The sequence below is a fragment of the Streptomyces sp. UH6 genome (genome assembly GCF_013421635.1).
Classification (GTDB): Bacteria; Actinomycetota; Actinomycetes; order Streptomycetales; family Streptomycetaceae; genus Streptomyces; species Streptomyces abyssomicinicus.
In genome coordinates this window covers 1-13,559 of sequence record NZ_JACADT010000060.1, presented here as the reverse complement: position 1 = coordinate 13,559, position 13,559 = coordinate 1, and the positions used below count along the sequence as shown (strand labels likewise).

Sequence of the window (13,559 nt, the reverse complement as noted above, 5' to 3'; positions counted from 1 at the left end):
ACGGGTGCCGTGGTCCGGACCGGACCTGGCGGTCTTGGCTTGCGGACCGGGTCCGGAGGCCCGGACCGGGGTGGCCCGAGTGGCCGCCCCGCCCGGATCCGGAACGCCCGGTGGCCCGGAACGACCACGGCCCGGCCGGGGAGGGCGGGCCGGACGGGTCAGTCCGCGATCAGGCCCTCCCGCAGCTGCGCCAGCGTGCGGGTCAGCAGCCGGGACACGTGCATCTGCGAGATCCCGACCTCCTCGCCGATCTGCGACTGGGTCATGTTGGCGAAGAAGCGCAGCGTGATGATCCGGCGCTCCCGCGGCGGCAGCTTGGCCAGCAGCGGCTTCAGCGACTCGCGGTACTCCACGCCCTCCAGCGCGGTGTCCTCGTAACCGAGGCGGTCGGCCAGCGAGCCCTCGCCGCCGTCGTCCTCCGGGGCGGGGGAGTCCAGCGAGGAGGCGGTGTAGGCGTTGCCCACCGCGAGGCCGTCGACCACGTCCTCCTCGGAGACGCCGAGGACCGCGGCGAGCTCGGAGACGGTGGGCGAGCGGTCCAGCTTCTGGGAGAGCTCGTCGCCGGCCTTGGTCAGCGCCAGGCGCAGCTCCTGGAGGCGGCGGGGCACCCGCACCGACCAGGAGGTGTCACGGAAGAACCGCTTGATCTCGCCCACGACCGTCGGCATCGCGAAGGTCGGGAACTCCACGCCGCGCTCGCAGTCGAACCGGTCGATCGCCTTGATCAGGCCGATGGTGCCGACCTGGACGATGTCCTCCATCGGCTCGTTGCGGCTGCGGAAGCGGGCCGCCGCGTACCGCACGAGGGGGAGGTTGAGCTCGATGAGGGTGTCCCGGACGTAGGCGCGCTCCGGGCTGTTCTCGTCGAGCGAGGCAAGCCGCAGGAAGAGGGAACGGGACAGCGTGCGGGTGTCGATGGCGGCCGGGGCGGCGGCGGGCGCCGGGACCGGTGCTTCGTCGAGGCCCGGGACATGGTCGAGCGAGTCGGGCGCGGACGCGCTCTTCGTGAGCGTGAGCACCTTCGAGCTGCCCTGGTCTGCGGACATGCCACCCCCTTTTGGGTCGCGGACGGTCGCGGCCGACGCCCCGTCGGGGAGCGCAGCCTTCACCTGAATACCGGAGCCTGGGTCCCGGCAAACACGCTTCCCGAAGAATGTCACAAGTCGGCAACGCGCCGTAGTGACTTGTCGACATGGATACGGTGAATCGGCGCAGCACAGAGGTCATGTGACGGCACGTCACGGCTCACCGTTGCAAAGGGGGGCGCACCGTCGAATCCCCCTTGGGGGCTATGCCTCGATCCTGTTTGCGGACCTCAGTCGCTGGAAGGAACGGGCGAGCAACCGGGAGACGTGCATCTGGGAGACGCCCAGCTCCGCGCTGATCTGCGACTGCGTGAGGTTGTTGTAGTAGCGCAGCAGCAGGATGCGCTGCTCCCGCTCCGGCAGCTGCACCAGCAGGTGGCGGACCAGGTCGCGGTGCTCGACGCCGTCCAGCGCGGGGTCCTCGTAGCCGAGCCGGTCCAGCAGGCCGGGCATCCCGTCGCCCTCCTGGGCGGCCTCCAGGGAGGTCGCGTGGTAGGAACGGCCGGCCTCGATGCAGGTGAGGACCTCCTCCTCGGAGATGCGCAGGCGCTCGGCGATCTCGGAGGTGGTCGGGGAGCGGCCGAAGGCGGTGGTGAGGTCCTCGGTGGCGGCGTTCACCTGGACCCACAGCTCGTGCAGGCGGCGCGGGACGTGCACGGTGCGGACGTTGTCGCGGAAGTAGCGCTTGATCTCGCCGACGACCGTGGGCATGGCGAAGGTGGGGAACTGGACGCCGCGGTCGGGGTCGAAGCGGTCGATGGCGTTGATCAGGCCGATGGTCCCGACCTGGACCACGTCCTCCATCGGTTCGTTGCGGCTGCGGAAGCGGGCGGCGGCGTAACGGACCAGGGGGAGGTTGGCCTCGATCAGGGCGCCGCGTACGCGGTCGTGCTCGGGGGTGCCCGGCTGGAGCTGCTTGAGCTGCCCGAAGAGCACCTGCGTCAGTGCCCTGGTGTCGGCGCCCCGGGTGCCGCGTGCGCGCTCGGCGGGCTCGGCCCGTTCGGCGGACCGGGGCCGTTCCACGGGAGCGCACCGTTCGACGGGAGCGCACCGTTCGGTGCTCTCGGCGCGTGGGGCGGGTTCCTGGGACGGCACGGGAGGCGCAGTACTGGCCGGCACGGTCAACTCCACCTCGTCATCCATCAACACATCCGTCAAAAGCGGTCATAGCATCACAAGACGGAACAGGTGGTGCAAGCACCGCCCCCCAGGCCGTGTTGGCGGGCGCGGTGGCCTCACGAGGCCTCGTGAGGCCTTTGCCGGACCGCGAAAGAGCCCCTCGCCGCGGTCGGCGAGGGGCTCCGGAAGCGATCTGAAACGGTCAGAATTCGTAGTCGGCGATCACCCAGGTGGCGAACTCGCGCCACAGGGCGACGCCGGCCTGGTGCTCCGGGTGCTCGATGTAGGCGCGGAGCGCCTCGGCGTCCTCCACCGCGGAGTTGATGGCGAAGTCGTGGGCGATCGGGCGGTCGCTGATGTTCCAGCCGCACTCCCAGAAGCGCAGCTCCGGAATCTTGTCCCCGAGCGCGGCGAAGACGCGCGCTCCCTCGACGGCCCGCGGGTCGTCGCGCTCGACGCCGTCGTTCAGTTTGAAGAGGACCAGGTGGCGGATCACGGGAACTCCCGGGGCGCGGGGGTCGCGAGGGTCTTCGCCGTCAGCTGTCGCCGCCGCCCCGCGCGACCCACGTCATGAAGTCGCCGACGGCGGAGGCGGCCGCGGAGATGCCCTCGAAGCCCATTTCGACATAGCCGGCAGCGGTGTGCGGATCGGTGATGATCACGTAGAGCGCGAACACCACGACGATGCCCAGACCTATCGTCTTCGCGTTCGCCGCCATCGCGGTCCCTCCCCGTGCCGCCGGCCGATCTGCTGCCGCGGGGGAGTCTAGCTGTGCCTTCCCCCAACGGCACACCGTGCTTCCCCCGCCTTCCGCCGCCGCACGCAGGGCGTCCCGGCGGGCGACCCGTCCCTGCCGACGGCGCGTCACCATGCGTAGCGGGGCCGGTACGCTGCGCGACAGGATGGTGCGGGGGAGTGACCGGTTCCCGCGCGGGAGCGGGCGTGGACGAGGAGCGTGGGCGATGGCGGATCAACCCGTCGGTACGGGACCGGGCCGGCCTCCGGCCGGGCCGGGCCGAGGGCCGGGCAGCCCCGACCTGGCCTCCTCCCCGGCGGAGAAGAAGGCCGCCGCACGGGCGATCGAGCAGCACATCGAGCCCGGCACTCGACGGGCCGGACGCCGCGCGGCGGAGGACACCGGCACCGCCGTCACGGCCTTCGGTGCCAAGGACGGCGACGGCTGGGCGACCGCGGCGGCGCTGGCCGAGGCCCTGACCGTCTGGGGCGATCAGCTGAAGAACCTGATGGACCGGCTTGCCTCCGAGAAGGACGCGCTGCGCGCCGGCGACAACGTCCTGACCGGCACCGATCTCGCGGTGGGCGGCACGGCCCGGGAGATCTCCGTACTGGACCGGTTCTGAGCGGCCGCAGGGGAACCGAGGGAGAACAGGCATGCCGACCTACCACGAGATCATGGACACCGACCTCGCGTCGCTCATCACCGCGGCGGAGAGCTGGGACGCGATGGCCACCGAGTTCGCCGAGCAGGAGGAGGCCTACGGGCGCGACGTGGAGGGCGTCTCCCTGGGCAAGGGCTGGTCGGGCCTGAGCGCCCAGGCCGCGAACGGCCGTTTCCGCGTCACTCTGGAGGAGTTCCGGCACGCGCAGACCGAGGCGAAGGCGGTGGCCTCGCTGCTGAGGGACGCGCACGCCCAGTTCGCCGAGGTGCGGGGACGGCTCGGGGCGGCACGCCAGGAAGCCGTCGAGGCGGGCATGAGGGTCTCCGACCAGGGCCTGGTGTGCCTCGACACCGAGCGGATGGCCGGCCAGGAGCACAGGACGTCCCCCGACGACCCCGCCTCCGCGGACACCGTCCGCGCATGGCAGGAGCGCCTCCACACGATCGTGCGGCAGGCGACGGACGCCGACCTGGGCGTCCGCATCGCTCTGAACGCCGTGACGGCCGACCCGGACCCGGCCCGCGGTGGCAACGGCTTCAACGGGCAGGCGCGGGGCGACGTCGAGACGTACGAGGGCCGGGCGGCGGAGCAGGTGCTGGCGCGACTGGGCAGGGGCGAGCGGCTGTCCGCGGGGGAGATCGCGGGCCTCCACCGCGCCTTCCGCGACAACCAGGACGACCCGGCGTTCTCCCGCGCCCTCCTGGACGGGCTCGGGGCGCGCGGGACCGTCACGCTGGCCAGCGAGGTGAACGACCTCGTCCACGTGCGGGGCGGGGACCGCGTCGCGGACTACGAGGCCATCGGGAGCGGCCTGGCGAACGCGCTGGCCTCGGCCACGCGGGACACCGGGTCGCGGTGGTACGAGGAGTGGCGCGCAGACCTGCGCGAAGCGGGTGCCGACCGCCACGCCACGGATTTCCACGGCGCTCGTCTCGACAAGGCCGTCGGGTACCAGTCGCTGGTCACGCTGATGCGGCAGGGCGACGGCTACTCGGCGGGCATGCTGTCGGACCTGACCGACGACATGATCGCGGCCGAGAGGAAGGACCCGGGCATCTGGCAGCTCAAGCACGAGTACAGCGGTACGCGGGGCGGCTGGTTCGCCAACGACCCCGTCGACGGCATGCTCGGCATCATGAGCCGCGACCCCGGGACCGCGGCCCGGTACCTGAGCGACGACGGGAACATGACGTACCTGGTGAAGGACCGGGACTGGGACGTGGTCCTCCACGAACGTGAGGGAGCGAAGGCGGGCACGTACGCCCCCGGCCTCGACGGCGACGACCGCCGAGGCTTCGGCGCCGCGCTGCTCGCCGGGGCGACCGGTATCGATCCGTCCGACCCGAACGGGCGTCACGTCGAGCACACCGGCCGCAACGACGAGGTTTTCAGGACGGCGCTCAGGCACTTCGCGGACCGCGGGGACGACTTGCCCCCATCCCTGCGGGAGCCGATGGCGACGATGCTGGCCAACCACGGGGACACCGTGCACCGGGCCATGAGCGACGTCGACATGGGGGCGTCGCCGCTGGACCAGACCCAGCTCGTCGAGGTCGCCAAGCAGGTCTCCAAGGACCGCGACGCGTACAGCGTGCTGAACGCCGGGATGAACCAGGCGATCGTGTCCGACATGCAGGGCGACGCGGCGAGCGGGATGTCGGGGTCGAGGGAGTCCCTGATCCGGGCCGGCCGCACGGTCGGCTTCCTGGAGGAGGCCCGCACGCAGGCCCAGGGCGACCCGGAGGTCGCGGAGTTCGCCGGCAAGCCGGTGCTCGACACGGCGATCAGTTACCTGCCGGTGGTCAGTGCACCGGCCCAGCAGGCCGTGGACTACGTGACCGAGCAGTGGCTCGGGGACGAGCAGAAGCGGCTGGAGGAACAGCGGACCGAGGGCGACATCACGGCCTACGAGGCGAGGAACCGGCAGCTGATGGCGCTCGCGGAGCAGTGGGAGGAGCACCACGACTCCGGGGCCGACGGCGACATGGGCGTGAAGAACCTCATCAACGCGTACGCGGAGGACGGGATCAAGCACGCCCGAGGCGTATCCGGAAGGCAGGGCACGTGAGACCCTCGCGACGGCTGGTCGGGATCGGGCTGCTGGCGTCGGGTGTCCTGGCGACTTCCTGCGCCGGAGGTCCGAAGGACGGAGCCGTGCCGGAGACGGTGTGCGGGACACGGATCGCTCCTGGCCTCGTCCGTCCGCTGCTGTCGTCGACGGACGGCCTCGACGAGTACAGCCGGGTGGATCGGAACGAAGCGGTCTCCGCGCCCTGCACGCTCCGGGCGGAGGGCGAGCAGGCGTTGGCCCTGTTCTTCTACTGGACCGACGAGGCACCCAAGGTGACCGAGCCCGACCACGACCCGTCCGGTTTCCAGGCGCTCACCGGGACGAAGCCCGTGCACATCGGTGGCGGGGCGGTTGTGGGGAAGAACGGGGGGGTCGTCACGACGCCGTGCCGCACCGCGGGCGGGAAGCACTTCACGCTGAAGCTGTACCTGCCGCAGGTGGCCGCGCCGGACATCGGTCACCGTGCGGACGTCGAGCGGTTCATGCGGGCCTACTTCCCCGCGACGGTGGAGACGCTGAACTGCCGGTGACGCACGGACCGTCCCGTCGCGGCGGTCCGGCGGACGCCCCTGCCCGCTGTGATCGGCACTCCTCCAGCGGCGTGCCATCAGCGAGACTGCTCGCACGCAGCATGAGAGGGATGGCCGTGCCGACCAGCTACAAGGTTCAGATAGGCGTTTCGATGCTCCTCGCCGGGCTGGCCGCGATCGTCGTGGCCCTGACCCTGCTGCCCGGAAGGCCGGTGGTGCCCGAGGCTGTCGGCTTCACTCTGGTCGGGCTGGTGTTCCCGGCATTCGGGAGCGCGATGCTGCGGTGTTACCGAGCAGGTGTTCAGACCCGGGGCCCAGAGGTTCTCGTCGTGCTGTGGGACACCCCCCGATGGGTGCGGGTTGCGGCAGGGACTCTCACCGCCGGCGTGGTGCTGTGTGTCGCCCTCGGCGGAGGTGCGGCCAGCGGGCAGCCGGAGCGCACGGCGGAGGGCTACTACCTCAACCATCACGGGGACCGGCAACCGGTGAGCCGCGCGACGTACGAGTCGGCACTCAAGTCGGGGGTGCGAGGGTTCGACGCCGTAGCGACGTTCCTCTTCGCGGCCTCCGCCCTCATGGCCGCCGCTGCCTACCGGGCGGAGGAGGAGGCGTTGGCCGAGTGGCGGAAGGCATCGGCCTGAGCCCTGTTGGGCCGTCACGCACGGTGGGCCGTGCGCGTATCGGTCAGAAGGGAGGTTCGAGATCGCCCCGGCCATCGCTGTGCGGCCCCCGGCCCCAGGAGTCCCAGGAGTCCCAGAGGTCCCAGGAGTCCCAGGGTTCCTCCTGGCAAGGTTCGGGGTCGGGGACGTCGTGGCCCCATGCTTCGAGTGCCTTCCAGGCAACGCGTCGGTCAGTGGCGTGGCTGCTGGTGTCCAGGACGGCGCGCGCGTGCACGGCGAGGTGATCGCGGTGCACGGCGAGCGCGGGGTGTTCGGCGAGGAGGAGCGCGGCGACGACGGCGGCTTCGCGCACGTCCTCGTGGCTGTCCTGGAGGAAGGGCGCGACGGCCCGGTACAGCATCGGCCGCAGGTCCCGGAAGGCTCCCATGGGGCCGCCGTGGGCGAGGAAGCCAGGGACGTACTGCTGTATGCGGCCGACGGCCTCGTCGGAGGCGTCGTGGGCCGCGGACGCCAACCAGTGCAACAGCGTCGCGCGGACAGGGACGTTGCGATAGGGCCGGAGGGTCATGGCCGCCGGGTGGGTGAGGATGCCGGCGACGTACAGGGTGACGGGGGCGGTGGCTTCGTAGAGGGTGTTCTGGTGATGGACCAGCTCACCCAGCTCCGACAAGGCGGCGACCTGAACCCTGGGATCGGGCTCCAGCAGCCGTGCGAGGACCTCGGGCAGATCCCCACCGTTCCCGAAGGCCGTCTCGAGCGCGCCCCAATCGGTCTCCGCCAGGACTAGCTGGTAGGGCGGCAGGTCGGGCTCGTGGGGCGCCCCGGCGTGGGAACGGCTGTGGTTCACAGGCCGAACCTAGACCCGGCTTCTGACAGCGGTGCATCGGCAGGGTGTCGATCTCCTCGGGCGGAACGAACCGGCCGGCTGCGACGGAAACGGAAACGGAGACGAAGACGGACGAAGGGCCCGGTCCAACGGACCGGGCCCTTCGTCTACCAGCGGTAGCGGAGGGATTTGAACCCTCGGTGACTTGCGCCACACTCGCTTTCGAGGTCTGTTCCCTGGGCGGGAAGCTCGTCGGCGGGCGTTCGCGACGGTTCGGCTGGGTCCAGGACTGGAGGAGAAGCGGAGGAGTGGACCGAGGTGGACCACTCTGTACCGCAGTGAACTGAGACGGAAACTGAGACGAGGTCGCCCAGCCCAGTCGGCGTGCAGGGCACCTTGACTTCGGGTGTGGGGCGGATGAGGTTGGACCTCCCAGGCTGACGGCCAACCTATGAAGCAGGGGGTGGGGACCTGATGCTCTCCGCGTATTACGAGTGCTTACATCCCGGATGTGGGGCTCTAGTCCCAGTAGGCACGGACCTAGAGGTAGCTGCCGCCTTTCATGCGCGCGCGGCGCGGCATCCGAAGGCTGACCTGCGTGCAAGGCATGTCGCACAGCCGACTGCAGGGCAAGGTCTCCCTGCTCGGGCTGCGCATCACCCGGTCTCGCAACAGGAAGCCGCAGCCAGCAGCAGTGCTGGTCGGATGACGTGGCGAAAAGCCTTGGTCTTCACCGCCGTCGTCGTTGCAGGTGCTTGGGCAATCGATGCCGGTACATCAGAGGACGAACCACTCAACGACAGGCAGCGGTGTGAGCAGAATTCACCCCACGACGATCTAATAAGCTTCGATGACTGCAAAGCTATTTTCCCAGGTCAGCCAGGTTTGAGCGGGTGGGATTAGCCACTGTGCATCAGCCGAGATAGGGAGCGCTCCGGCGCTCCAAGAAATGCCGGATCCGCAGGCGCTGGGTGTGGTGCATCGGCAGGGCGTCGATCTCCTCGGGTGGCACGAACCGGAGCTCGGTGGACTCGTCGGAGATCTCCAGCCGGCCGCCGGTGATCCGGGCGGTGAAGCAGACGTTGAACTGCCGGCGGACCTCGCCGTCGGTGTACGCGATGATGTGCCGCGGGTCGGTGTAGGTGCCGACCAGGCCGGTGATCTCGACGTCCAGGCCGGTCTCCTCCTTTACTTCCCGCACGGCGGTGCCGGGCAGGGAGTCGGTGAGGTCCATGCCGCCGCCGGGCAGAGCCCACAGGTCGTTGTCCCGGCGCCGCTGGAGCAGGATGCACCCGTGCTCGTCGGTGACGACGGCGGATGCCGCGACGACCATGCTGTTCGGCTCGGGGGCGTTCGGGTCGTCGTAGTACTCGGTGCGCGCCACGGTCAGCCTTCCTGTCCCTGGGGGCGTACGGGCTCGGCGGTCGCCCAGACGGCTTCGAAGCTGTCGGCGTAGGTGTCGAACAGTCCACCGCTCCCGTTCCCGCCGCCGTTCCGGCGGAGGTGCCAGACCGGGGCAGCGTAGGCGTTGACGCCCCAGACGTGGGCGTTGACCAGCTGCTGGTCGTCGGCCCGGTAGATCGAGTTGTAGAGCGTCGTCCCGTGCGTCCGCACCTCGATACCCGAGGTCCCGACGAGGGCGCCGTAGTGCATCAGCGCCAGGCGGCACCGGGACTGAATCCCGTGCCCGAAGGGCTCCTCCTGCCCCCGCTGCCGGACGTTGACGCTGTCGGGGTCGCCGACAGCGATCCGCACAGCGCATCCCACCGCGGCCCGCTCGGCGAGCAGCTCGTTCAGCCGCGGATACGCCTCATGGAGGAAGACCGCCGCGTAGACCAGGACATCGATCCGCTCACGCGCCTGCGCCATGAGGTCCACGTACGCGGACACGGGAAGGTCGGCCCGCTTCTCGTACAGCCCCACCAGCTCCGGACTGACCGCGCGGGCCGGGCGCGCCTGCCGCAGCGCCGGCCAGAGTGCGTGCACGTCCTCGCCCAGGGCCTTCGCCGCCTGGAACGCCGTGCCGCGCCGCGGGACCCGCCCCAGGTTCACCCACCGCTCCACCGACTTCGGGTCGACCTCCACGGCTTGGGCGAGGATGGCGTACGTCCACCCCCCGGCCGCCATCGCGGCCCACAGCCTCTCGTTCCGCACAGTCTGGGCTCCCCTCGCTCGCGGCCCGCGGCGTCAGGGACGTTCTACCGGAGGCGGGACGTCCCGGTATGGGGTTCGCACGAGGTTCCCCCGTCCCGCCGACCGGACCGAGGATCGGTGCCGACCCTGCGGCACCGAAGCGCCGGGGGCACGGTCCACGCCACCAAGGAGCGTCAACGTGCCGGACAACACCACCCAGCCCACCGCCCTCACCCCGGGCACGCTGCTCGTCGACCGCCGCGACGGCCGCGTGGGCGTGGTGATGGGCCACGAGGGCCCGTACGTGCAGCTCCGCCCACCACGAGGAGGCTGCGAGTGGGACGTGCCGCCCGAGGAACTCCGCCGGCCCACGCAGGTCGAGCAGTTGAGCGCCAAGGTGGCAGCGGCGAACCGGCGGTGGGGCCGATGAACACCCCGCGCGCGGTCCTGACCTACGAGACCTGGACCCTCCAGCCCGACCGCCAACCAGACGCGGAACCGGTCCTCTACGCCATGCAGTGCGCAATCGACGGCGAGACCTCCCCGCCCAGCGAGGACTTCACCGCCCCCCAGGACTGGGCACTCCAACACTGCGGCCGGCACCCGTCCCACCACACCTACCGCGAGATCATCACCCGACCGTGGCGGGCATGGCGGCACGGCCGCTCAGTAACTCCGACATCGGCCAGGCGCACATCCGGTCAGTCGCCTTCTGATCCGTAGGATCGGGCAACTCCGTGCGGGGGTCATCCTCAGCCTGACAGCTGACCGTAGTGTCCGTCGGCCAATGTGTGCCGTCGTTGCCGTCAGGATTGCCGTCACAAAGGATCAGCTTCTTCTTCCTCATCCCACGCAGATGAGGGTGAACCGTCTGCGTCTAACCCATACTCCCCCCAGTCACTGCCCAACAGTGACCGGATATGCCCAGCATCAGCAGCGTGCCGGTAGAGGGTGTCGAGCCCTTCCTCGTCCCCTGCTTCTCCTCGCATGCGCTGCAAGTCGCGCAGGATGTAGAAGTCCCCAGAATCGGCCACCTGCAGGGCCAAGGCCTCGGCACCCTCTTGGTCCCCTTCCTCCTCCATTCTTCGTGCCAAGTGAGCAGGAGTGGGACCCCCATTGACCTCTTCAGCCATCCGAAAAGCGGATTCGGCTCCTTTGAGGTTCCCAGCGTCGAGTCGGTCTCGCCACAGGTCCAACAGAGGGGATATATCGCCATCCTCGGCAGCTTCCCGGGCAATAGCTTCGGCGCTCTCTGGGTCCCCTGCCTCATCTCGCATCTGCGCCAGGATGGTGAAGCACAAGGAATAGCCAACAACGGTGGATTCCCGAGCAACTGCTTCGGCACCCTCCCGGTTGCCAGCGTGCTCCAGCATCATCATCAGGTCGGCCAGTGAATTAGGGTCTCCTTCTTCAGCGGCCCGCCGGTAAAGTGCCTCGGCGCCTTCCAAGTCTCCGACCCGTGCTCGCAGCCGCGCCAGGCCGCGCCTCGCATCTGGGTCACCTGCGTCTGCCGCCCTCCGGTACAGGTCCTCGGCACCCTCCCAGTCCCTGAACCCTTCCCGGCGCTGGCCCAAGAACTTCAGCCCTCTGGGATCCCCGGCTTCCGCGGCATGCCAGAACAGGGATTCCGCGCGCTCGTGATCACCGGCTCTTTCCCACACCCAAGCCATTTTGATCATGGCGTCAGGGCTCCCTGTTTCGGCAGCTCGGAGCCGAAGGTGGTAGGCCCATTGCGAACGGCCCCTGTCATGGGCGGCCTCAGCAAGGCTATTGAGGTCGCCAGGATGCTTGAGATGAACGTAGGCAGCGTGCCAGAAGGATGCCGGTGGGCACAGATGGTGCCGAACGGTCCTTCCATGCTGTTCGAGATAGTCGGCGAGCCGCCGCATGGGACCTGCGGACGGGACCGTGGCCCTGGTCGGTGCAGGACCCGTCGGCAGGCGTCGTGCGGGCCGAGGGTTTGTCCGGCTCAGAGGGACCTGCTTGCCGTGGACGGGGCGGGCAAGATCTGTGTATGCCGCTTCTACCCAGTCGTTGGTGAGCTGGTCCCAATCACGGTCAGTCAAGTAGTCAGCTGCGGCATCGGTGAGGAACGCTTGAGGGAGATGAAGACTCATGCCGAGACGCCGGGCATCCATCGCCGCCTCAAGCAGCGCCCTGGCTGCCGGAGTCCCATGCTGATAGCGACGCAGAAGTTCGGGAGCTCCGGCAAGATCTTGAGTAACACGCCCATCGGCTTCAGCGCGGGAAAGGGCATCCGCCAATAGCGAGTCACCCTCCTGAGCGAGAGTTATGGCAGTTCGGAGGGCGGCCTGGTCGAAATGGTCTGGGACTGCCACGGTGCGGCCAGCGAGCAGCTCCCGGACTCTGCTATGCGGGTCAGGACTCCCAGGTCGCGGGACGGCACTGTACTGGTCCTCATATTCGGGCCAGAGAGTTCCCAGGATGAGGATCGGACCGAGACTGGGGTCGGTGAGGAGACTGTGCAAGGCCGCGGCGATTCGCTCACCGACCAGCGGATCACCAAGGTAGTGCTGGGCTTCGTTGAGCCACACCACTGTGTGCGGTGCTACACGTTCAAGCTCGGCAAGCGCGGCCTCTGCCCGGGTCGGGTCGTACGGGTGCCATAGCCGCCACCCCCTTTCTGCGAGCGGCTGGACAGCCTCCCAACAGGCCCGTGTCTTACCGGTGGAGGACGAGCCGACCAAGACCAACATCCGGCTCCGACCTTCCATGACTTCGATCACGGAATCAGCCAATAACTGGTCGTGGGTACGGCGGACGTAGCCGGACAGTTTCCGCGCCGAGCCGCCGGACGCGGAGACACCGGATGGGTGAACCTCTAGGTCATGCGGATCCCACTGCTCGATCGGCCTACCCGGTCCCCCGGCGTACTCAGCCGCGGCCTCATTTTGGCGAGCCGCCGCCCTACGCCGCAGCTCCAACATCTCCACTTCCGGCAGACCGAGCACCCGAGCCAGAGCCACAACGGTTTCAGCCGAGGGGACAGCCCCTTCTGAACGGAACGCCTCCTGGACGGTCGTACGGCTCAGCCCTGACCGAGCAGCAAGCTGGGTCTTGGACAACCCTTTGCGTGCCAGCGCATCTCTGAGCTTGTCGCGCAGTTTGGCCACCGCGCTGTGCCACCCCTCGGGCTCCCCACTGGGCACCAGACCTCCAGCCATGCGTGTTCGCCAATGTTCATCATCGTCCGGCTGAACCACGGCGTACATCGTTCCGACGAGTCTCAATCACATCAACACCCCGTCCATATACAGGGAGATGACTGTGACTCGACTCGCCATCGTTCTCTTGACTGCCGCTGTAGTGGTTGTGTTCGCACTCCTGGCCGCCGCTGCTGCAGGCACGCTCACCCGGCTCGACGGCGCCACCTACCCCGCCGCCTTGATGCGTGCCGCCGCTACCTTCGCCGCTGTTGTCACCCTTGCCACCGCCATCGTTGGCGTCCTCACCCAGTGCCTCATCTGAACGACTTCCCCGCCGACCCTGGCAGCCTGACCGCTCTGCGGCGGGGACACCTCAGCCACAGCAAAGGAAACCACGACGGCGGGTGCGCCGAGAGAGCACCAGGTGTGTCACGGCAACCACCCACCGGCCTGAGCCACCCTGATCGATTCGTCGCGACAGCGGCCACGCTGCAACCTGGGCGTCTTAGCCGGCGTCGGCAGGATCAGTGGCGTAGTCCGGGCTGGGAACCGCACGCAATGGCCGACGCGAGTGGCGTGCTCCTGCTGCCTCGGTAGGCGGAGTGAC

The 13,559-nt window shown here is 69.3% G+C and carries 14 protein-coding genes and 1 pseudogene; 6 read left to right on the top strand and 9 right to left on the bottom strand.

Going from position 1 to position 13,559, the window contains the following annotated elements; translation table 11 throughout:
* Positions 1-158 precede the first annotated feature (158 nt).
* From HW445_RS06495 to HW445_RS06480, 4 genes are all read right to left on the bottom strand, one after another.
* Complete coding sequence (locus HW445_RS06495) at positions 159-1,046, bottom strand: RNA polymerase sigma factor SigF (RefSeq protein WP_180220061.1); 888 nt, start codon at positions 1,044-1,046, stop codon at positions 159-161.
* Positions 1,047-1,289: 243 nt separating this feature from the next.
* Positions 1,290-2,228 (bottom strand): RNA polymerase sigma factor SigF, encoded by a 939-nt coding sequence (locus HW445_RS06490; protein WP_180220060.1) that lies wholly within the window; start codon positions 2,226-2,228, stop codon positions 1,290-1,292.
* A gap of 178 nt (positions 2,229-2,406) precedes the next feature.
* Positions 2,407-2,700, bottom strand: coding sequence for a Dabb family protein (locus tag HW445_RS06485; protein WP_180220059.1), 294 nt, complete (start codon positions 2,698-2,700; stop codon positions 2,407-2,409).
* 40 nt (positions 2,701-2,740) lie between these two features.
* Complete coding sequence (locus tag HW445_RS06480) at positions 2,741-2,923, bottom strand: hypothetical protein (protein WP_180220058.1); 183 nt, start codon at positions 2,921-2,923, stop codon at positions 2,741-2,743.
* A 244-nt stretch (positions 2,924-3,167) separates the two neighbouring features.
* On the opposite strand from HW445_RS06480, the gene HW445_RS06475 reads away from it, so the two are divergent.
* From HW445_RS06475 to HW445_RS06460, 4 genes are all read left to right on the top strand, one after another.
* Positions 3,168-3,566 (top strand): hypothetical protein, encoded by a 399-nt coding sequence (locus tag HW445_RS06475; protein WP_257230889.1) that lies wholly within the window; start codon positions 3,168-3,170, stop codon positions 3,564-3,566.
* A gap of 31 nt (positions 3,567-3,597) precedes the next feature.
* A complete protein-coding gene (locus tag HW445_RS06470; protein ID WP_180220057.1) occupies positions 3,598-5,673 on the top strand; it encodes a hypothetical protein in 2,076 nt (691 codons plus the stop codon).
* An 86-nt stretch (positions 5,674-5,759) separates the two neighbouring features.
* Positions 5,760-6,206: a hypothetical protein gene (locus tag HW445_RS06465; RefSeq protein ID WP_180220056.1), complete on the top strand. Its 447-nt coding sequence runs from the start codon at positions 5,760-5,762 to the stop codon at positions 6,204-6,206.
* Positions 6,207-6,316: 110 nt separating this feature from the next.
* Complete coding sequence (locus tag HW445_RS06460) at positions 6,317-6,847, top strand: hypothetical protein (RefSeq protein ID WP_218956634.1); 531 nt, start codon at positions 6,317-6,319, stop codon at positions 6,845-6,847.
* A 43-nt stretch (positions 6,848-6,890) separates the two neighbouring features.
* Here the strand turns inward: HW445_RS06460 and HW445_RS06455 are convergent, their stop codons facing one another.
* The 3 genes from HW445_RS06455 to HW445_RS06445 all read right to left on the bottom strand — a co-directional run bounded on the left by HW445_RS06455 (position 6,891) and on the right by HW445_RS06445 (position 9,779).
* Entirely contained in the window at positions 6,891-7,673 is a 783-nt protein-coding gene (locus tag HW445_RS06455) for a hypothetical protein (protein ID WP_180220055.1), read from the bottom strand.
* Between the two features lie 892 nt (positions 7,674-8,565).
* Positions 8,566-9,036: an NUDIX hydrolase gene (locus HW445_RS06450; RefSeq protein ID WP_180220054.1), complete on the bottom strand. Its 471-nt coding sequence runs from the start codon at positions 9,034-9,036 to the stop codon at positions 8,566-8,568.
* A gap of 2 nt (positions 9,037-9,038) precedes the next feature.
* Positions 9,039-9,779, bottom strand: coding sequence for a DUF5919 domain-containing protein (locus tag HW445_RS06445; protein WP_180220063.1), 741 nt, complete (start codon positions 9,777-9,779; stop codon positions 9,039-9,041).
* A 205-nt stretch (positions 9,780-9,984) separates the two neighbouring features.
* On the opposite strand from HW445_RS06445, the gene HW445_RS06440 reads away from it, so the two are divergent.
* Positions 9,985-10,215, top strand: a complete 231-nt coding sequence (locus HW445_RS06440) for a hypothetical protein (RefSeq protein ID WP_180220053.1) — start codon at positions 9,985-9,987, stop codon at positions 10,213-10,215.
* A 388-nt stretch (positions 10,216-10,603) separates the two neighbouring features.
* Here HW445_RS06440 and HW445_RS33360 read toward each other — a convergent pair whose 3' ends face one another.
* On the bottom strand, positions 10,604-11,464 hold the full coding sequence (locus HW445_RS33360) for a hypothetical protein (RefSeq protein WP_257230891.1): 861 nt from the start codon (positions 11,462-11,464) through the stop codon (positions 10,604-10,606).
* A gap of 1,269 nt (positions 11,465-12,733) precedes the next feature.
* Positions 12,734-12,970 (bottom strand): annotated as a pseudogene (locus tag HW445_RS33355) (helix-turn-helix domain-containing protein); the annotation flags it as partial.
* Between the two features lie 97 nt (positions 12,971-13,067).
* Between HW445_RS33355 and HW445_RS06430 the strand changes: the two are divergent.
* The gene (locus HW445_RS06430) at positions 13,068-13,274 is read left to right on the top strand and encodes a hypothetical protein (RefSeq protein ID WP_180220052.1); all 207 of its coding nucleotides are present in this window, start codon (positions 13,068-13,070) and stop codon (positions 13,272-13,274) included.
* Positions 13,275-13,559: the final 285 nt, after the last annotated feature.